16 protein-coding genes and 2 pseudogenes are annotated in these 19,275 nt (G+C 69.1%); 6 read left to right on the top strand and 12 right to left on the bottom strand.

Annotated features, from left to right (window positions below; translation table 11 throughout):
- Positions 1 to 287: 287 nt before the first annotated feature.
- The 4 genes and pseudogenes from ACIHCQ_RS30195 to ACIHCQ_RS30180 form a co-directional block, all read right to left on the bottom strand.
- Positions 288 to 2,936: a tyrosinase family protein gene (locus tag ACIHCQ_RS30195; RefSeq protein ID WP_399669171.1), complete on the bottom strand. Its 2,649-nt coding sequence runs from the start codon at positions 2,934 to 2,936 to the stop codon at positions 288 to 290.
- The gene (locus tag ACIHCQ_RS30190; protein WP_399669169.1) at positions 2,933 to 3,280 is read right to left on the bottom strand and encodes a hypothetical protein; all 348 of its coding nucleotides are present in this window, start codon (positions 3,278 to 3,280) and stop codon (positions 2,933 to 2,935) included. The genes ACIHCQ_RS30195 and ACIHCQ_RS30190 overlap by 4 nt, the downstream gene beginning before the upstream one ends.
- 387 nt (positions 3,281 to 3,667) lie before the next feature.
- Positions 3,668 to 3,772: pseudogene (locus tag ACIHCQ_RS30185) on the bottom strand (ATP/GTP-binding protein); the annotation flags it as partial.
- A gap of 61 nt (positions 3,773 to 3,833) precedes the next feature.
- Positions 3,834 to 4,238 (bottom strand): tyrosine-type recombinase/integrase, encoded by a 405-nt coding sequence (locus ACIHCQ_RS30180; protein WP_399669167.1) that lies wholly within the window; start codon positions 4,236 to 4,238, stop codon positions 3,834 to 3,836.
- A 792-nt stretch (positions 4,239 to 5,030) separates the two neighbouring features.
- On the opposite strand from ACIHCQ_RS30180, the gene ACIHCQ_RS30175 reads away from it, so the two are divergent.
- The 3 genes from ACIHCQ_RS30175 to ACIHCQ_RS30165 all read left to right on the top strand — a co-directional run bounded on the left by ACIHCQ_RS30175 (position 5,031) and on the right by ACIHCQ_RS30165 (position 9,161).
- A complete protein-coding gene (locus tag ACIHCQ_RS30175) occupies positions 5,031 to 6,287 on the top strand; it encodes an LAETG motif-containing sortase-dependent surface protein (protein WP_399669165.1) in 1,257 nt (418 codons plus the stop codon).
- Between the two features lie 1,114 nt (positions 6,288 to 7,401).
- Positions 7,402 to 7,605, top strand: a complete 204-nt coding sequence (locus tag ACIHCQ_RS30170; protein WP_399669163.1) for a hypothetical protein — start codon at positions 7,402 to 7,404, stop codon at positions 7,603 to 7,605.
- A gap of 638 nt (positions 7,606 to 8,243) precedes the next feature.
- Positions 8,244 to 9,161: an IS5 family transposase gene (locus tag ACIHCQ_RS30165; RefSeq protein ID WP_399669160.1), complete on the top strand. Its 918-nt coding sequence runs from the start codon at positions 8,244 to 8,246 to the stop codon at positions 9,159 to 9,161.
- On the opposite strand, the gene ACIHCQ_RS30160 is transcribed toward ACIHCQ_RS30165, so the two are convergent.
- Complete coding sequence (locus tag ACIHCQ_RS30160) at positions 9,118 to 9,672, bottom strand: hypothetical protein (protein ID WP_399669158.1); 555 nt, start codon at positions 9,670 to 9,672, stop codon at positions 9,118 to 9,120. The genes ACIHCQ_RS30165 and ACIHCQ_RS30160 overlap by 44 nt on opposite strands.
- Positions 9,673 to 10,471: 799 nt before the next feature.
- Here ACIHCQ_RS30160 and ACIHCQ_RS30155 point away from each other — a divergent pair.
- Complete coding sequence (locus ACIHCQ_RS30155) at positions 10,472 to 10,687, top strand: DUF6243 family protein (RefSeq protein WP_243627090.1); 216 nt, start codon at positions 10,472 to 10,474, stop codon at positions 10,685 to 10,687.
- A 528-nt stretch (positions 10,688 to 11,215) separates the two neighbouring features.
- On the opposite strand, the pseudogene ACIHCQ_RS30150 reads toward ACIHCQ_RS30155, so the two are convergent.
- The 4 genes and pseudogenes from ACIHCQ_RS30150 to ACIHCQ_RS30135 all read right to left on the bottom strand — a co-directional run.
- A pseudogene (locus tag ACIHCQ_RS30150) lies at positions 11,216 to 11,521 on the bottom strand (GFA family protein); the annotation flags it as partial.
- A 593-nt stretch (positions 11,522 to 12,114) separates the two neighbouring features.
- Positions 12,115 to 12,552, bottom strand: coding sequence for a GFA family protein (locus ACIHCQ_RS30145; RefSeq protein ID WP_399669154.1), 438 nt, complete (start codon positions 12,550 to 12,552; stop codon positions 12,115 to 12,117).
- A 64-nt stretch (positions 12,553 to 12,616) separates the two neighbouring features.
- The gene (locus ACIHCQ_RS30140) at positions 12,617 to 13,381 is read right to left on the bottom strand and encodes a cation transporter (RefSeq protein WP_399669150.1); all 765 of its coding nucleotides are present in this window, start codon (positions 13,379 to 13,381) and stop codon (positions 12,617 to 12,619) included.
- Positions 13,381 to 13,716 (bottom strand): ArsR/SmtB family transcription factor, encoded by a 336-nt coding sequence (locus tag ACIHCQ_RS30135; protein WP_399669148.1) that lies wholly within the window; start codon positions 13,714 to 13,716, stop codon positions 13,381 to 13,383. The genes ACIHCQ_RS30140 and ACIHCQ_RS30135 overlap by 1 nt, the downstream gene beginning before the upstream one ends.
- A 106-nt stretch (positions 13,717 to 13,822) precedes the next feature.
- On the opposite strand from ACIHCQ_RS30135, the gene ACIHCQ_RS30130 reads away from it, so the two are divergent.
- On the top strand, positions 13,823 to 14,485 hold the full coding sequence (locus ACIHCQ_RS30130) for a methyltransferase domain-containing protein (protein ID WP_399669145.1): 663 nt from the start codon (positions 13,823 to 13,825) through the stop codon (positions 14,483 to 14,485).
- A 114-nt stretch (positions 14,486 to 14,599) separates the two neighbouring features.
- Here the strand turns inward: ACIHCQ_RS30130 and ACIHCQ_RS30125 are convergent, their stop codons facing one another.
- Positions 14,600 to 15,199 (bottom strand): TetR/AcrR family transcriptional regulator, encoded by a 600-nt coding sequence (locus ACIHCQ_RS30125; RefSeq protein ID WP_399669142.1) that lies wholly within the window; start codon positions 15,197 to 15,199, stop codon positions 14,600 to 14,602.
- A gap of 87 nt (positions 15,200 to 15,286) precedes the next feature.
- On the opposite strand from ACIHCQ_RS30125, the gene ACIHCQ_RS30120 reads away from it, so the two are divergent.
- The gene (locus ACIHCQ_RS30120) at positions 15,287 to 16,456 is read left to right on the top strand and encodes a cytochrome P450 (RefSeq protein ID WP_399669139.1); all 1,170 of its coding nucleotides are present in this window, start codon (positions 15,287 to 15,289) and stop codon (positions 16,454 to 16,456) included.
- Positions 16,457 to 16,549: 93 nt separating this feature from the next.
- On the opposite strand, the gene ACIHCQ_RS30115 is transcribed toward ACIHCQ_RS30120, so the two are convergent.
- Both ACIHCQ_RS30115 and ACIHCQ_RS30110 read right to left on the bottom strand, forming a co-directional pair.
- Positions 16,550 to 17,848, bottom strand: a complete 1,299-nt coding sequence (locus ACIHCQ_RS30115) for an MFS transporter (protein ID WP_399669136.1) — start codon at positions 17,846 to 17,848, stop codon at positions 16,550 to 16,552.
- The gene (locus tag ACIHCQ_RS30110; protein ID WP_399669133.1) at positions 17,845 to 19,224 is read right to left on the bottom strand and encodes a rhodanese-like domain-containing protein; all 1,380 of its coding nucleotides are present in this window, start codon (positions 19,222 to 19,224) and stop codon (positions 17,845 to 17,847) included. The genes ACIHCQ_RS30115 and ACIHCQ_RS30110 overlap by 4 nt, the downstream gene beginning before the upstream one ends.
- Positions 19,225 to 19,275: the final 51 nt, after the last annotated feature.

Below are 19,275 nucleotides of genomic sequence, written 5' to 3'. Positions count from 1 at the left end.
GTGTACGCCGAACTCGCAGAATATTACAGCCACTTGGTCGCTCGATGACAGCCACGAATCCCTGCCACCGGCCCCGCAAAGAGCAGTACAGCGCCCCTCACGAGGGTTCATACCTTGCTGCCACCCAACCCGCCGACACCACACCACACACTCACACGCGAGAGGCGTACGGGGCAGAAAAATGGGGGGCGAGACGCGCGGCCCGCCGGAACCCTGCGGCGGAGCTACGGCCCCGGGCTGAACGGCCGCGCGGTGCACCGCGGTCCAGCCGGTACTTCGGTGTTCGCTCAGCGGTCCACGAGATCGTCGCTGCCGACCACAGGCGCTGGCGGGTTGTCCCCGCCCACCAGAGTGGCCAGGCTGAGGTGCTGCTCCCTGGTGAACTGTGTTCGGCCGAAGGTATGGCCACGGGCCTTGACCCGGGCCCGCCAGACACCCGCCATGGCCGTGGTGAGTTCGCCCGTGAAGGCGCCCGGCAGCTCCTCGTCGAGCGGCAAGGTCACCAGGACACCGTCGGGTCGCCGCACTTCGGCCACCACTTCGGCCCGGCCTTCGACGGGACGCCCGAACTCCGTCAGCACCGCATCGAGCCGGACCGTACTTCCCGGCTCCATGCTCGACTGGGTGATCCGGGTATGGAAGCGCAGATTGCTCTGGCAGTTGACGGTGATGCTGTAGCGCGGACCGTGGGCCATCAGCCCCTCAAGGTCCGTACGGCGTGCCGGATCCTCCTCCGCCATCGTCCTGAGCTTGGCGGTCTCCTCACGGAGGATGTCCTCGTCGACCCTCAGTCGCACATGCCAGTTCCCGCCGTGGGCGCCCGCCCCGGCGGCGAGCGGCAGCCCGAAGCGACAGTAGGTCATGTCGGTGCCGTGTGTGACGGTCGCGCCGAGTGCAACCAGTTCGGACTCGGTAAGCAGCTGTCCCGTCGGCGTCTCCAGCGTCAGGTTCACCGTGGCCACGTCCTCCAGCAGGATGACCGTCGCCTCGATGTCCGCCTCGGTGAGCTGGAAGGGGAGTCGGACCTCCTCCGAGGGGGCGATGCCCCCCGACGCCTCAGTCACGACGTCGTCGTCGGCCACCAGGGCGAGGGCCTGCTGGACGTACGTGGACAGCCGGAAGCGGCTGTCGGTGTCGGTGCCGAGCGCGTCGGTGAGCAGCAGCTGGCCCTCGGTGCCGCTGGTCAGCCGGGTCAGCGGGGGGGTGCTGACCGGGTGCGCGGCGCCAAGGCAGATGGCGAACATCCGCCAGGGCCTGGTCAGCCCGGCCTCGTGCATGAACTTCGGCTGGTTCTCCAGGCCGTCGGTGAGCAGGACCATCGCCCAGTTGGTGAAGGTGCGGCCATCCGGCTGCCAGGCCGCCATGAGTGTCAGATCGGCGGTTTCCACTCCGTCACCGAGGGAGGTGTTGCCACCCGGCTCCAGGGCCCCGATCGCCGCGAGTACGTCCTCACGCTGGCTCAGGCCGTGTCCGAAGGGAGCCAGTTTCACCACGGAGTGCCCGTCCTGGTCGAAAGTCACCAGCCCGGCCCCGCTGTTGTCGCGGATGAGCTCGACGCCCCGCGCGGCGGCCTCGCGCAGGAGCTGTGCGGCGGGGAGACCGCCGACCACGAGCCGGCTCATACTGGCGGACGTATCCAAGGCGAGCACGACGCCGTTGGTCTGCCGCCGGGCTGTGTTGCCGGAGAGGACGAAGTCGAAGACCTCCCCGGTCTCCACACAGCGGATCTGTACGGTGCCGCCGGCCGCCGTGCCCGGCGTCGCCTCTCCGGTGAAGGCGAGCCAGAACAGCACCAGATCGAAGGGCGCGCTGTCCACGGTCGGCGTGTGGGTCACCGCCCCGCCCAGGGAGGTAAGCCCGTACGGCGCTGCCAGTCCGCTACCCGGCACGACCTCCAGGTGCACGGTCGCACCGGCCCGGATCCGGAAGCCGGCCGCCCGCCAGACGGTCTGCCCCACCTCGACATTGCGGAAATGCACCATGGGGGACACCTGCTCGACCATCGGCGGATCGGTGTCGTAGATGAAACCGAGGGTGCGCCGGTAGTCGAGGGACCGTGCGGGTGTCGCGTCCGTCGTCACAAGATGCTGCATGGTGTCGCCGAGGTTGTGCCCGACGGGCCCGCCGCTCGCCGGAGCGTACGCAACCGTCGGGTGCTGGTGCTGCCAGCGGGCCCACAGGCGGTCGATATTGCAGTGGTGCAGGAAGAAGACGGGGTCGTTGGGCGAGGTGCCGGGCCCCATGTCCCCGCCGACCCAGATGTGCACGCGGTTGTGGAGCTGGGAGCCGCGTTCGGGGGCGATCGCCCTCCATCCTTCCAGTCGGTTGCGGAAGCTGTCCTCGCTGCCCAGTGACCAGGGGGGCTCGTCGTATGTGTCCCAGTTGAAGATCATGTCCTCCACCTGGGCCGCCGTCGGAAACGCGGGGTTGTCCTCGGGACGGGTTCCCCTGCCCAGCTCGCGGACGATGCCCGGCCGGGGTACGAGCCCACCTGTCTCCAGATCCTCGATCAGAGCGGTCCACCAGGCGAACGGTCCCGTGGTCACCTCGCCGTTGGGGCCGTCGCCGTCGCCGCCCACGTACACCGGACCGGCGGCCGGGTCGGTATTCCACAGGTCGGCCGACATGGGATCCGCCGCGTCGACCATCCAGTCCCAGTAGGGCAGGGTGACATTCTTCTTCTTCGTCTGGAGCAGCAGCTCGAGCTCCCGGCAGAAGTAGCGGTGCCAGGGCAGGAACGCCGGTCCGCGGTGCGCCGCATTGCGGTGATTGGGGTTAGCGGTCTCCCCCGACCTCGGGGTCGCCGTCATCATCGCGTGGTGGTGGTGCTGGATGAAGTCGTCGTAGCTGCCGTCGGCCTTGATTGCGTTGAGCGCGTCCTGGAAGTCGGCGAGCTCCTGCGGAGTCAGGCGGTAGATGCTCTTGCGGATGTTCACCGGACGCCTCCCCCGCGGTGCGGCTGGTGGCCGCCAGTGTGGCCTCTCCCACCGGGCGGGTGGTGACCGCCGCCGTGGCCCCCGCCGCCGGGCCGTCCCCCGCGCAGGGTCCACGTCCGCCCCTCCCGCTCCAGCAGCGAGTCCACCAGCTCTTCGATCGTGCGGAATCCGGTGAACATGTTTGCCAGCTGGCTGTGGTATTCGCCGTCGATGAAGGCGACGTCGACGGGCATGTCGTCCAGCCGGAGCTCGACGTCGCCGTTCTCCTCCGTGATCCGGATGTCCACCCCCCGGCTCACGTACTGGCGGCTCTCCGCCCGCCCTTCAGCACTATTCGAGGACACTGAGGGACCCTCCTTTGTCGGCCGCACGGCCGTTAACGGGGAGATGCTCGACGCTTGTCACCTTGTGTGACCATAGGTTACTCTGCGCCAGGATGCACGGTCGCGCCGTCCGGATTCGCCCGCACGCACGAGGAAGGCGGAGGGACGCGGGTACTCAAGTACTCGACCCGGCTGAGTGGGTCGGTAGGACTCGTGGCGGTGCGTCGGCCGGGACATCCCGCCGCAGCCTGCGGTTCGTCGTCCTCGTGCTCGCCCTGCGCGCAACCCACCCCCGAAGTGGTTCGAGGGGTGGGACGATGCGCCCACCTCTCCTCAGCCCAACACGCTGAACTTGACAGAGAAGTCGTCGCTGACCGCACCGCGCAGGGCGCCCAGAGAGAGGACCTACGAGGCGGGCCAGGTGCCGGCCAGCGTGGACTTTCCGGCGCCGGACGCGCCGATGAGGACGACCAGGCAGCTTTCCGGCAGCTCCCGGTAGGTCAGCGAGGTCATGCGGAGACGGCCGTGGTGTCGGGCACGTCATCGCCCAGGGCCGGCACCAGCAGCGACAGACTCATGAGTGCTCCCGCAGGGCCTGGACCCGTTCGACAGCCTGGCGGGTCTCGGGGTCATCGACGTGCCGGTAGCGCTCCATCGACAGCGGCGAGGCATGCCCCAGCAGGCGCTGGACGACATCGCGGTCCACGCCGCTGCGCAGCCAAGTGGTCGCGGCGGAATGGCGCAGCATGTGAGAGCGGAAGGGCCGGCTGGCGGCGCGGGCCAGGCGGTCGAAGAGGTCCTTGCTATTGGGGTAGGACATCGCGCGTCCGACCGGCGGGCGGAAGAGGTTGACGAACACCATGTCGCTGTCGGCTGCCCGGCCCGCGACGCCGAGTTCGTACTGGTAGTCGGTGTAGAGGGCGACAAGGTCGGCGGTGGACGTGGAGGTGGGGTCCGTCAGTGCCGCAGCCCAGCGCACGGGAGGAGGCGAGCAGGTGCACATCGTGGCGGCGCAGCCCGAGCGCTTCGCCGATCCACAGCCCGGTACACGCCAGCAGAGCGATCAGGAATCGGTCCCGGGCCCGCAGGGCGTAAGCGATCATGATAGTGATCTGCTCCGGGCTGAGGTCCTGGTAGCCCGGATCGGTGAACGCGAACCGGAAGGCGGCTGTGTCCACGGTCCGGAACTGGCCCGCCTCCCCTGGGTCATAGCCCGGCGGTAGATGGAATACCTGCTTGGGCTGCGACAACATCGCCACCGTCTGGGGCGTAACCCAGCCGTGGGCGGCGCCGAATCGCAGGAAGCCGCTCACCACGGTCATCACCGCGTTCGCCGTGCCCCGCGAGCGGTACCGCGCCTCCAGCGGCACCCGCAGGCCCCGCGCCGGGAGGGGCTCGATGCGCCCACGCCTGGTGAACGCGGACATCAACTGTTCTCGCCCTGCCGACGCTGGATTTCGCGGTCCCACGCCACTTCCCGGTCATGACCGAACTGGACGGAACGGCGAATTCCGAATAGCTCGCGAAATCACGCCACGGCAGGCCGAAAGGTACCCATGATATAGATCACAGGGAAAGATAAACCGCGCGGTGCAACTATGCCGGAATGACCTTTTGATCCACCGCCCGACATATGTACCGCACCTTCATACGGGCAAAACCGACTTTCCCCGGCTCTTATTCCAGCCTTACTCTTCGGGCGAAGTCGCGCACCGCAAGGTCCGCCTGCGGCGACTCGATTCCGTTCTTCCGAATCCGGAAAAGGTCATCTGTGAACTTACGCCGCATTCTTGCCACGGCTGCCGCAGCCGCCGTAACAACCCCTCTCGTACTGCTCTCCGCCACTCCGGCATTCGCCGACGCCAAGCCGACAGCCCAGGCACAGCAGAGCAAGCCCACCATCCCCCAGCTCGAGAAGGCCGCCGCCGAGGCGCAGAAGGCGTACGACGACGCCGTCCTGGCCGAGAAGGCCGCCAAGAAGATCCTGGACGAGGCCCTCTCCGATACCGCGCCGACCGCCATCGCAGCGGCGGCAGCCAACAAGGAGGCGGCCGCGGCCGCCGCGGCCAAGACCGCCGCCGACCAGGCCGTCACCGCAGCCAAGGCCGCACTCGCCGCGCTCCCGGCGACCGCCGCCGAGGAGGAAAAGGCGGCCGCGCAGAAGGCCGTCACCGAAACCGAGGCCGCCGCCAAAACCGCGGGCGAGACGAAGATCGCCGCCGACGCCAAGGCCACAGCGGCCAACAAGGCAGCCGACGACGCGCGGGCCGCCGCCTCCAAGCAATACGGCTTGGCGCAGCAGGCCACGAAGGACGCACTCGCGGCGAAGACCGCCGCAGACAAGGCGCTCGCCGACGCGAAGGAGGAGCCGGGCGGAGGAGACTGCGTCCCCGAAGCGAAGCTCACCACCGTCGTCACCGGGCTTCCGGCCAAGGTCGTCGCCGGCGCCTGGGTCAAGTTCCAGCTGCGGGTGACCAACGGCACCGACACGACCATGGACGAAGTCGCGCCGTATGCCAGCCTCCACGCGACCGACAAGAGCGGCCTCAAGGTCATCGACGACCTCCTGAAGCTGCAGTGGTCCTCCGCCACCTCCACCACGTGGAAGGACGCCGGCAAGGATAACTACCTCGGGGATATCACCCCTTTGAAGGCCGGTGCCCACAGCGACATCAAGCTGCGCCTCAAGGTCGACGCCTCGGCCCCGGCCGGCGACGGTGTCGCCTTCGTCGCCGCTGACTACTTCAACGACGACGACACCTGTGGCGGGTCTCCGGACCTCGCCATGTACGAGTTCCAGATCCAGGCCGCCGGCAGCGACCCGGGCAAGACCCCGGAGCCCGAGCCGACCACCGCGGCGCCGACGCCGCAGGGCGGCACCTCGGAGCTGCCGGTGAACGGCACCCTCGCCAACACCGGTTCGTCCTCCGCCATGCCGCAGCTCGCCCTCGCGGCCGGTGCGGCTGTGGTGCTCGGTGCGGGTGCGGTGTTTGTCGTACGCCGCCGCAAGGCCGAATCCGCGGCCTGACGCACAGTCGGCCCGGCCAACGGCCGACCTCGTTGACCCGTTGAGTTGACCCGTTGAAGGGCCCGCATCCAAGAGCACTGGATGCGGGCCCCCTCGACGAGCGTGATGAGCCGCTGGTCGTCCGGCAAGTTGCCACGTCACCGTCCTCCAGGCCACCTCGTCCGCCGGGAGTCCGTCGCGCAGGTGCAGGCTGTAGAGCGCCATGGCGATGAGGTCGCGGATCGCGACGCTGTCCCAGCAGTGCTGCGGGGTAGAAAGCGAAGTCACCCAATGATGTGCGGGCACTGTCGGCGAGTTCGAAGGTTGCTGCCGCCTCGTTGGGTGCCTACCGGCGACGGGCACGGTCGCCCCGTGGACGCGTCGCGACGGGCGCCTGCTTGTCTACAGTGGACTCCCCGCGGCACCGGGCGGGCAGCAGCGAGTCCGCGTCCTTATGGCCGGGATGTGAACCCTCATGCGGGTCCAGTCAGCATGGCTGCCGTTGAGGCTAAGGGATCCCGTACGCCGCCGGGCGGGGTGTGCGGGGCATTTGCACGCCTTTGGCCTGCTCAGGCGCGTGTCGGTGTACGTGGCGCGGGCGGGACAACGTCTGGTGCTGGCCGGTGGGTCTTCACCAGTGACTTTACCCATGCTGGGGTTTTCTCGGAGGACTCGCCCCATGTGCCCAGGCTGCGCTCGTGGCGGGGCTCCAGTACATCGCCGGTCTCGTCCGCGTGGACCGTCTCGGCCGTGATGGTTCCGTCGCCGTGTCGCCGCACACGGCGCAGATGAGAGGGCCCCGCCGGGTGATGGACGCTGGCTGCCCTGCGGGCTTTGCGGGGGCACCGTCTCAGTGGTGCCATCCGCGCGGGTCACGGTGGTCGCCGAGGCGGGCCCACAGCCCGCCCAGCTCCCGAACGACTTAGGAGGCGGGCGAGCTCGCCAGGGACGACTTACGCTTCGCTCGGCGGCGGCGCGGCGCTCAGGAGGGAAACCGCTACGCCCAGGACGACACAACTGCGCACCTACACAGTCCGAGAAGGCTTGCTCGACGAGTGGGTGGAGCGGTGGCGATCGGACATCGTGCCGCTGCGGCTGGAGTCGGGCTTCACAATCGACGGTGCCTGGGTCGATCGTGAACGGGAACCAGTTCATCTGGCTCATCTCCTACGACGGTCCCGAGACGTTTGCCGAGCGCAACGCGCTGTACTGGGCTTCACCACAGCGCGCGGCGATGGGCCTCGATCCGGACGATTACCTGGTGCGCACCGAGGACCGTACGGTCGAAGGACGTCGCAGCTACGAACTCCGCCCCGGTACGAAGTCGCCGCCGTTGTGAACGCCCGGGCCGGCCCAGCCCCCCATCAAGGGTGGACGCTAGCAGCGCACCGTCCGCCCGCTCAGACCAACGCCTGGCCCGCGGCGCCGCCATAGGTATGGCGCACTCCGCAGGCAGACGCACCATGGACTCGTTCCTTACCCGGATGCCGGGTTGGATGCCCGATTGGGCCATGGACCTGCTGCCCGACTGGTTCCGGGACTGGTTCGGCTCGTAGAACCAGCCGGCGGGTCCCGGGCGGGCAGGCCTTCGGGTCGGCTTGCCCCGGGCTCAGGGCACGAGTGGAAGCACGTTCGAGCTTGGAGACCAGCCGTGACTGGCGCCCATCCAGGGAGAAGACCTCGGGCGGTGGATCCAGCGCAGCCTCGGGGACGGGACAAGCTCGCTACGGGTCAACAGTGAGCTGGAGCAGGCCCTCGGGATCGAGCCCGCCGGTGTGAGGACGAGAACCCCCAGCCGCGCCGTACGTAGGCGACGAATGGACGCTCAGCCTTAGTAGCTGTTGTCGTACCGATCTTGGGGTTTGTCGATCGAACGGGAGTCCCGATTGGGTGGTCGTGGGGTGCTCGGCGCATACGAGTAGGGCCTCCTGAACAGCTCGTTGGTGTCGAATCACCGAGCAACATCAGGAGGCCCTGGTGCCGCAGTGTTCCGTGTCGATGGGCGGGCAGTCCAGTTCAGTCACGCTGGAGTGTGACTGTCTGGCTCACCGGTTCGGAAACGCCGCCGACAACGGGGTGCGGCTGCCGCGTTATCCGACGGACATGACGGACGCGGAGTGGGCGGCCGTCCGGCCGCTGCTGCCGGTGCCAGGCTGGTTGCGCGGCCGGGGCGGGCAGCCGGAGGCGTACTGCCACCGGGCGATACTCGATGCGATCCGCTACCTGGTCGACAATGGCATCAAGTGGCGGGCGATGCCCGGGGACTTCCCGCCGTGGGACCGGGTTTACGCGGTCTTCCGCCGATGGTGTGACCACGGCCTGGCCAAGGAGTTCCACGACCGGCTGCGCGCCAAGGTCCGCGAGGGGCTGGGGCGGGATGCGGAGCCGTCGGCCGGGGTGATCGACTCGCAGTCGGTCAAGGCGGACGCCGTCGTCGGTTCCGACAGCCGCGGCTTCGACGGCGGCAAGCTGGTCAACGGGCGCAAGCGGCACGTCGTGGTCGACACCCTCGGTCTGCTGCTGGGCGTGATGGTCACCGCCGCGGATGTCGGCGACCGCACCGCCGCCCACGTGCTGCTGCGGCAAGTCGCCGACGCGCACCACCAGTTGGAGCTGGTCTGGGCCGACGGCGGCTACACCGGCAGCCTCGTCGAGTACTGCCTCACCGTGCTCGCCCTGGTCCTGGCGATCGTCAGACGCAGTGACGACATGCGCGGCTTCGTGGTCCTGCCCAAGCGGTGGATCGTCGAGCGCCTCTTCGCCCACCTGATGCGCACCCGCCGCCTGGCACGCGACTTCGAACGCCGCACCACCAGCGCCGAAGCGATGATCTACTGGTCGATGACCCTGCTCATGACCCGCCGCCTGGCCCGGTCACGCCCGCAGCGAGCGTGAACCGGCCCGGCGCGGGCTCGGCCAGCCAGCCCCGCGCTACCAGGCGTTTCGCCTTCGACCGCAGTGCCTCCACTCGCGCCGGCACCGCGTCCAGGCCAAACAAGACGGCCATCTCCTGGCAGGTCAGCGGCCCTTGATGGAGCCGGGCCCGGTCCGCGAGCGCGTGCACAACGCGCTGGTAATCCACCGACAGCACCGACCAGGCCAGCTCCTCACGCCACACCGGCACCTGCGACTTCGACTTCGACTTCGCCGCGGTCGGCGCTGACGATGTCTCCTCGGCCTGTCCCATGGCCGGCGCTGTCCCATCGGCCTGGGCGTGGCCTTGCCCGGGCTCGTCCGCGGGGGCCAGCACCTCGCCGACCCGCGAGCGGGCGATGGTCCACTCCCGCCATTCCCGCTCGGCCACGGCCAACTCGGCCTGGATGCGGTCGGCCTCCTCCCGCAACTCGTCCACGCGACGGCGGGCGGCGACCTCGCGCTGTTCCAGCAGCCCCACGACCGACGGCATCCACGACCTCCACCGGAGCGACGACACGACACGCCACCACTCCCACGGGAATGCCCGCCCCATGCCCGACCAGCGGAAACGCAGTCCTCAAGTCCGGAAAGACAACAGCTTCTAACCAGTGCTTGAAGCTGGTGCGCTGGTAGCCGTCGCGGCTCTCAGCGGCCAGAGGCAAGCTGGTCACCGCCTCGGAGAGGGGCACGGTCTCGGCGGCGTGTGCTGGTGCCGTCATGGTCAGGGGCAGGACGGTGAGCGCGGCGGCTGTCGCGGCGCGCAGAAGAGTCTTGATCACGAGGCGAGTTGTAGCGGTCCGGGATCGCCCAGCCCGGACGACGACCGGGCCGCTCACCCAGGCGGGTGGGCAAGTTCACCGCAGAAACGATCAAGCGTTGCAGCTTGGCAGCAGCCTGCTAAAGGTTGTCCCGTAACGGCGGGGCGCAAGTGAGATGATCTCTCATGCCGTCAGTGTGCTCGCGACCACTGACAACGCCCGCGGCGGCCCAGTAACGCCCATCTGGACCTGCCCCGGGGCGGGCGGCGACCACCGGCGGGTGCTGGCAGTGCTGAGATTCCCGGAAGGAAACGCTGACCCCGGGCGCTCGCCGAAGGCCCGGCCGACGCCGGGGCGGCGAAAAGGTTGGTGTGCGGGGCCGACGGAACCGGGTAACGTCTTGGTCATGTTCTTCCAGACGCCGATTTACGAGTGAGAGCGTGATGGGCCTCTGCTGACGTCCTTCGACGTCGCCGCCCGTCCCCCACCGATAAATCCGTAGATCACTTCACATCATTACCGGGAGAACCCGTGACCGTGAGCAAGAACATCAACAACCCCGTGGGCATGGGCGGCGGCCAGCGCAAGAAGCTGTCCCGCGCCGAACGGCAGAACAACGGTCCGCACCGCAACCTCGACCGCCAGGGTGCAGCCGACCAGAAGGCAGAACTGGTGCGCAAGATGCGCGAGAAGGCAGGCGCAGCTGAGGGCGCCGGGCAGGCGGGCGACGACACCGCACAGAGCTGACGCACCGCCGCCGCAGGGCGGCACCTCACGGGGCAGGGCCCGGACCGCGACGCGCGGTCCGGGCCCTGCTGCCGTATCGGGGCTCTGCTGCCGTACCGGGCGCGGCCGGTCCCGCTCAGCTCTCGGCCCACCACCCGCGGCTCAGCCGACCACCCGGGGCAGCCGCAGATTCAGCAGCCCCGTCACCCCCACCACCCAGCGGTCCACCAGGCAATCCCCCGGGCGGCCATCGTCTTGGGTCGCAGGCCGAGAGCATCGGGTCCGAAGTGATCCTCCAGCTCATGCCGTAGAAACTCACCGATCTCCGTCTGGTCGGCGCCGACACGGAGCTGCTGGAGCAAGGGGGCGAGCATGCAGTCGTACTCGTCCTGCACGTCGTCGGCGACGCCTATCGGATCCCACTCATTGAGCAGATGCCTCAGGTCGTTCTCGACGGATGGGGTCCATGGCTGGACGCCTCAGAGTGCCACCAGGAAACAGGCGTCGGACACTCGCCCCGATCTTGATCCAAACGAAACGGCCTAGGTCCTACGGGAGGCCCGGGTCGGGGGCGAGCGTGATGGCCATCCACGGCACGGCCTGCTCGCGATAGGAGTGCCCGACGGGCTCGATGCCACGCTGGTCGTCGAGGCTGAAGCCGGTCAGCATGATCATCTCCGAGTCGTCTGCGACAGAGATGAGGTGCGTTCCGCAGCGCGCGCAAAATCCGCGGCGAAGGGTGGGCCACGACGAGTACCACCTCGGCTCCCCACCCCGTCCGGTCCAGGAGAAGCCATCCCTGCGGAAGCCGACCCAGAGCACGGCCGACCCGCCAGAGATGCGCGTTTCGTGGGGGCACGAGCAGAGTTCCCTGTCAAGTCCATGTGTTCACCTCTTATGCCTCCTCTGCATGGTGGCGTGCGTGGCGTCTGCCGAAGGAGCACGACGGCCACCCAACGGTTCGGACGAGCAGTGCTGTCAGGTCGACTGTGCCGGTTCACCGGCGCGATGTAGGCCGCTTCGATGAAATTGACGAACCTGTGCGTGTTCTCCCGTCGGGGAGCATGCTCGCGATGCAGAGGAGTACGTGGCGGGCGGCTCTCAGGTCTTCGCTGAGGTCCCGCTGCTCCACTCACCCAGACTCTTCGGAGCGGGCCGCAATTCTCAAAGTCCTGCGGGGTGGTTGCTCGCATTCTTCTCGGCAGGTGTCGACGGCCCATTTCCCTCTTGGAAGTAGCCCAGCGCATTTCTGAAGTCGCTCTGATTGAGCATCGCTCGCACCGGCTTGGGATGCGGCATGGCTTTCGCAGGGTTCTCCGTCACCCTGGTCGAGCAGGCCCTGCTGTGGGCTCCACCCCGGGAGTTCGCGCCCTGCTGGCGGGTGAGGACGGGATGCTGGCCGGGAGCATCGAGGGTGCGGGAGAAGTCGCCGCTCAGCGGACAGGCAGTCAACCGGCCGCACTCTGCTCGGTCGCCGGCACCGAGGGCAGCCAGCGCACCGCGTTGTCCTTGAAGGACGCGTGGATGGGCACAAGGTCTGCGCCGCTCGTGTCGTCGAGGGCGGTGACGTTGATGCCGATCTCCGGGATGTCGCTGTCGATCGCCGCGACACGACTGCCACAGGTCGAGCAGAAGCCGCGCTTCGCCGCGCCTTCAAAGGTCTCGTACCAGGTCGGCTCGCTCTCGCCGGTCCAGGTAACCGTCTCGAATCCCACCCACCACATCACGGGAGTACCACCGAGTTTCTGGCAGTGCCCACAGGCACAGGTGTGAGGGAAGACGGCTGGCCCCCGGGCGGTGAAGCGGATGCGGCCGCAGAGGCAGCCGCCGGTACGTCCCCCGGCTTCTTCGGCTCCCTGGGCATGGGCGGCGGAAGTGGCGTTCATCAGGTGATCTCCTGGGATCGGTAGGTTAGTTGAGCCCACCAATGTGCCATCCCCTGCGTGATCGTCAGGACACCGTCGGCGGCCTGCGGAGGCGTCGCGGGCCGGGCGAGCTCCGGCTCAGGGCGGCCGAGGGCACGGATGGCGTGCAGCCACACGCGTCCGTCTCGGTGTCGGCGGCAGGTACCGCTGCGGCGGTGGGCGCGCAGCAGCCCTTGCCCTGCCAGGCGTTGCGGCCTTCCTTGACGGCGATGGCGGCGATGACGAGGGCGGCGATGGGGTCCGCCCAGGACCAGCCGAGGGTGGCGTTGAGGACCAGGCCGACGAGGAGGACCGCGGAGAGGTAGGTGCACAGGAGGGTCTGCTTGGAGTCCGCCACCGCGGAGGCAGAGCCGAGTTCGCGCCCGGCGCGGCGCTGGGCGGCGGAGAGGAACGGCATGATCGACAGCGACAGAGCGGCGATGACGATGCCGGGGATGGAGCGGTCGGCCTCGCCGCTGCCGGCCAGGGCCCGGACGGCGTCGAAGGTGACGTAAGCGGCAAGGGCGAAGAAGGAGCTGGCGATGATCCGCAGGGTGGTCTTCTCCCGGCGCTCGCGCACGGCGTGGTCGCGGGCGGAGAACTGCCAGGCGACTGCCGCGGCGGAGGACACCTCGATCACGGAGTCCAGGCCGAAGCCGATCAGTGCGGTGGAGGAAGCGATGGTGCCGGCGGTGATCGCGACGATTGCTTCGATGACGTTGTAGGTGATGGTGGCGGCGACCAGCAGCCGTATACGCCGGGCGAGGACGTCGCGGCGGGCCGGAGAGGGCCCGAGAGATATCGCGGTCATCAGCAGCAACCCTCCGTGGCGGCGTCCGAGCAGGTCTTGTCCTCCTCGACCGCGACCACTGCGGCGAGCAGGTGGTCCAGCGCGTGGCCGAGGCGTTCGTCGGCGAGTTCGTAGCGGGTGCGGCGTCCGTCGGGAACGGTGACGACCAGACCGCAGTCGCGCAGACAGGCCAGGTGATTCGACAGGCGGGTCCGGGAGACGCCGAGCGCGTCGGCGAGGTCTGCGGGATAGGCCGGCGCCTTGCGCAGGGCGAGCAGGATCCGGCAGCGAATCGGGTCGGCGAGCGCGCGGCCGAAGCGGGCCAGCACGTCGATGTCGGAGGCAACGGTCAGCACCCCTCGACAGTACAGATAATCCTGAATTCAGGAAAGTGTGGATTGTTTCGAGGCGGGCAACAGACCGTGCGCTCGTCGCGGACGGGACCGAGAGGGGACACAGAACGTGACCGATGGGCAGGCCCTGGCCGAAGCGCAGCAGATGCACTGGCAGCGCACCTACACCGCCCACCCCGACATGTACGGCGGGGAGCCGTCCGCGCCGGCGGTTCACGCCGCCGAGGTTTTCCGTGCTGCCTGGGCGCGGGACGTTCTGGAGTTGGGCGCCGGCCATGGTCGGGACGCGCTGTACTTCGCGGCCGAGGGCTTCACCGTGCAGGCTGCAGACTTCTCAGCGACTGGCCTGGAGCAGCTGCGCCGGGCCGCACTCGCCCGGGGGCTCGAGGACCGGGTGACCACGGTCGCACACGATGCCCGTGAGCCGCTGCCCCTGGCGGATGCGTCGGTCGATGCGGTGTTCGCGCACATGCTGCTGTGCATGGCCCTGTCCACGAAAGAGACCCGCGCGGTCGTCGAGGAGATCCGCCGGGTCCTGCGGCCTGGCGGTGTCTTGGTCTACACCGTCCGGCACACCGGCGACGCCCACTACGGCACCGGTGTCGCTCATGGGGACGGCATCTTCGAGCACGGTGGCTTCGCCGTGCACTTCTTCGACCGCGGCCTCGTCGACGCCCTCGCCGACGGCTGGGACTTTCAGGAGGTCCACGCCTTCGAGGAGGGTGAGTTGCCTCGGTGCTTGTGGCGGGTCACCCAGAGCCTGCCCCGGTAGCGGCGGCCGGGACAGGGCGCTCGTTCAACGGGCGGCGATGACGGTGATGAGTGCACACGTGCGAGGAGGACGAGCTGTCTTCACATCCGCCGTGTCGGGCTATTCCCGCGGGGGTTACTTCTCGGCCTGCTGAGCGGCTTCGATGATGCCCTGTACGGCCCGATCGATCCGAGCGGCAGCCAGGTGCGGGTCGGGCTGTCCAGCGTCCAGCCAACCGATGACGGCGTCGGTCGTGAATGCAGGGATCACTTGCGCTGCCCAGTTCAGCCAGGGCCCTGCCGGGATGCGCTGGGCGAGGTTGCGCTGGGCGATCTCGGCTGAGGCGGTGGTGATGGTGTCAATGAGGTCGCGGAACTCCGGTTCCCGGGCTGCGTGGTGGAACAGCAGCCGGAAGCCTTCGGGGTCGGCCGAGGCGGCTCGCAGGAGGGCGGGGATCGACTCGTCATCGAAGTTGTCGCTGCCCACCGCCCCGGCGAGCCGTGTGCAGGCGCGATCCAGGGTGGCGCGGTAGAGGTCCGCTTTGGATGCGAAGTGCCGGTAGAGCATCACACGGGTGAGGCCGGCCTCGCCGGCGACGTCGTCGAGGCTAGTGGCAGTGAATCCGGCCCGGGCGAATGCCCGGGTCGCTGCGTCAAGGATCTGCTCCCGCCGCTCGTCCCGGCGCATTCGCCTGACCGGACCGGAGCCACCGGGAGCCGTCTGCTCTGCCGCCATCAGCCACCCTCCATCTTGTTTACGCCTCAGTGTACAAGTAGCTTTGTATAAAGTCGCGTATACAAGTGGCTCAATGTGGGAGGCGCCATGACCGTACAGCTGCCCTTCGACCAGACCGGCCCGTTGCAAGTACCACCGACGCTCCGCGCTTTGCAGGATGAAGGCACCGTTCACCGGATTCGCACCCGGGTCGGCGACGACGCCTGGCTGGTGACCGGGTACGAGGAGGTACGGCGCCTGCTCGCCGACGACAGGCTCGGCCGGTCCCACCCCGACCCGGACAACGCAGCGCGCTCCGGGGAATCAGCCCTCTTCGGAGGCCCGCTGGGCAACTACGACACGGAGAAGACCGACCATGCGCGGATGCGGTCACTGCTTCAGCCGCACTTCACTCCGGGCCGCATGCGAGCGTTCCGCGGGCGAGTGGAGGCGCTGACCGCCCGCCTCCTGGACGATCTGAAGCAGCAGGGACCCCCGGCCGACCTCAACGCCACGCTCGCTCTCCCCCTGCCGATCCTGGTGATCTGCGAGCTGCTGGGCGTGCCCTACGAAGAGCGCACTCAGTTCCGCGCGTGGACGCAGGCCGCCGCCGACGTACTCGACAGGGCCCGATCGGAGCAAGGGCTCGGGAACCTCTTCGCCTACGGACAGAAACTGGTGGCCCGCAAGCGTCGCGAGCCCGGCGACGATGTGATCTCCCGGCTCTGCGCGAACGACGGAGTCGGAGACGACGAGATCGCCATGCTGTCGATGGCGCTGCTGTTCGCGGGACACGAGACCACGGTCGTTCAGATCGGCATGGGTGCGCTGCTTCTGCTGACCAGTGCGGACCAATGGCGGCTGCTGCTGGGCGACCCCGGCCTGATCCCCGGAGCGGTCGAGGAGATCATGCGCGTCCCGGGCAAGGGCGGGGGAGGCATCCCACGCTACGCCCATACCGACATCGAGATCGGCGGCGTCACCATCCGGGCCGGGGATCTGGTCATGCTGGACAACGGTGCCGCCAACCACGACGAGGCCGTCTTCGCCGACCCCAACCGCTTCGATGTCACCCGGCGGGCTACCGCACACCTCACCTTCGGGCACGGCGTGCGCTACTGCATCGGCGCACCCCTGGCCCGCATGGAACTCCAGGTGGCCTTTGGCCAGCTGGTTTCCCGTTTTCCCGACATGCGGCTTGCCGTGCCGGTCGAGGACCTGCGGGTCCGTAGTGACGTGCTGACCGGCGGCCTCATCGAGTTGCCGGTTACCTGGTGACTGGACAGCAGCGGCTCACCGCCTTGAAGCCCCGGGCGGATGTGAAAGCCCGCACACTCTGCGCCGGAGTGAGGTGTGGGCACCGCTCCCTGCTCACGTGTCCGGACTGGTGGCTGGGGATTTGCTGGGGTGTTCGGTGATCCAGCGGGCGGCGAGCAGGCCGGAGGCGGCGGTGAGAACGGCTGCGGCGATGACGGTGGCGTTGAGGCCGAGGGCGTCGGCGAGGATGCCGGCGACGAGGGCGCCGACGGCGTAGCCGATGTCGCGCCAGAAGCGGTAGGTGCCGAGGGCGTTGGCGCGCCAGGCGGGGTGGGCGTGGTCGGAGATGGACGCGATGAGGGCCGGGTAGACCATGGCCGTGCCGAGACCGAGGAAGACCGCGGAGATGATGCCCGCGAGCAGGGGCCGGTCGAGTAGCACGAGAGCGAGGACGAAGCCGACGGACTGGACGAGCATGCCGTAGACGATGAGGGGTTTGCGGCCGATGCGGTCGGCGAGGTGACCGGTGGGGATCTGCCCGAGCCCCCACAGGATCGGGTACAGGCCCTTGATGAGGCCGACGGCGGCAAGTCCCAGGCCGTGGTGAGTGAACAGCAGAGGGAAGACGCCCCAGGTAAGACCGTCGTTGAGGTTGTTGATCAGTCCGGCCTGACTGGCACCGCGCAGGGAGCGATTGCGCCACGAGGTGCGGGTGAACGTGGCCTTCAGGCCGGTGTCCTCGCCGGTGGGCAGCGGCTTGGTGTGGTTGGCCAGTTCGAGGGCGACGTGGGCGGCGGTGTCGCGGACGACCAGGGCCAGGGCAAGGCCCGCGACGACGAAGACGACGCCGATGAGTTCGGGGACCGGGCGCAGGCCGTAGGAGGTGGCGAGGTAGCCGGTGACCAGGGCGGTGACGCCGACCGCGGTGTAGCCGGCCGCCTCGTTCAGCCCGGTGGCCAGGCCGCGGCGGGCGGGGCCGACGAGGTCGATCTTCATGTTGACGGTCATCGACCACGTCAGGCCCTGGTTCAGGCCCAGCAGCACGTTGGCAGCGACGATCCAGCCCCAGGACGGCGCATAGGCCAGGGCGAAGGGGACAGGAATGCCGAGGACCCAGCCCGCCACGAGCAGTTGCTTGCGGCGGAACCGGGCCGTCAGGGCGCCGGCGGCGAGGTTGGTGAACGCCTTGGTGAGGCCGAAGGCGATGATGAAGGAGAAGACGGCCAGGTCGCTGGTCAGGCCGAAGGTCTCGGAGCCGATGAGCGGGACGGTGGTGCGTTCCAGGCCGACCAGGCCGCCGACGCAGATGTTGACGATGACCAGCAGGGTGAACTGAAGGCGGTTCTCGCGCAGGCCGAGCCGTACGGGCCGACCGTGGGCATCGGTCGTCGGGGTGGGGTGTGTGGTGCTCACGAGGTGGTGTCCCCGGTTCCCTGGATGAGCTGCTGGCCGTGGGCCTGGGCGTACTCGGCGGCTCCGCCGTCGAGCACGGCGATGTCGGTGTGGCCGACGCGTTCCAGGACGCTGGCCGCGGTCATGCCGCGCTCGCCGTGGGCGCAGGCCACGACCGCGCCCTCGGGGGCGTCGATGGCGGCTGCGGCGAGGGAGCCGAGTTCGATGTTCAGGGCGCCGGGGACGTGCCCGGCGGTGAACTCCGCGTCCTGGCGCACATCGACGTAGGGGCGGCCCTCGGCGTGGTCGGGGGTGAGGAAGGCGGTGGTGGTCTGCGGGTTGCCGTCGGCGAGCCAGGCCGCCATGCCGCCCGCGAGCCGTCCGGCCAGACGCTCGTAGCCGATCTTGTACGACTGCCACACGATCTCGGCGAGGTCCTGTCCGTCGCCGGTGACGAAGACGACCGGGTCGGTGTCCGGCAGGAGCCAGCCGAGCCAGGTGGCGAACTGGCCGCGCAGCGGGATGGAGAGGGAGCCGGGGATGTGGCCTGCCGCGTAGTCGGCCGCCGGGCGGACGTCGACGACCTGGGCGCCGTCGGCGAGCAGCGCCTTGACCTGTCCGGCGTCGAGCGCGGGCAGCAGCGGGGCGGCACTCAGGACGGCGGGGCCGCGCCGGTTGGCTTCGCCGAGGCGGTCGAAGTAGTCGGGGTAGCTGCCCAGGCCGGCCACCAGCTGCTTGACGAAGGCGTCCTCGTCCGCGGCGGCGAGCAGGGGGTTGGTCTGCTTCTGGCCGCCGATGGTGGAGGTGCGCTCGTTTCCGCGTACGGCGGAGCAGAAGGAGCCGGCGCCGTGGGTGGGCCAGATGGCGGTGACGTCAGGCAGGGTGATCAGGCGCTGGAGCGAGCGGTACTGGGCGCGGGCGAGTTCCTCGGTGCGGTCCGGGCCGAGCAGATCGGTACGGGCGGCGGAGTTCACGATCATCGAGCCGCCGGTGAACACCCCGAGTTCCCGGCCGCCGTCGTGCAGGAGGAAGGAGAGGTGCTCGTCGGTGTGGCCGGGGGTGGCCAGTGCCCGCAGCGTCAGGCCGCCGAGATCGACCTCGTCGCCGTCTGCGAGGCCCCGGTGGCCGAAGGCCCGCCGCCCGGCGACGGAGGCGAGGATTTCCGCGCCGTCGTCGTGGACGAGCTGGACAGCGCCGGAGAGGAAGTCGGCGTGCAGGTGGGTGTCGGCGGCGAACGCGACGGTGAGACCGCGCCGGGCGCCCGCTGCCTTCAGGGCCCGCAGATCGCGGCTGGCGTCCACCGCGAGCGCGCGGCCGTCGCCGAGATCGACGAGGTAGGCGCTGTTGCCCAGCCCCTGGTCGACCAGGGGTATGAGGTGGTCGTCGGCGAAGCCCATCCTGTGTCCTTCCAACGGAACAACCTGGCGGCAGCCATTGCTGCCGAGCCT

Source organism: Streptomyces sp. NPDC052236 (assembly GCF_044548015.1).
GTDB lineage: Bacteria > Actinomycetota > Actinomycetes > Streptomycetales > Streptomycetaceae > Streptomyces.
The sequence above is the reverse complement of the archived record's forward strand: the minus strand, read 5'-3'. Positions and strand labels throughout refer to the sequence as shown.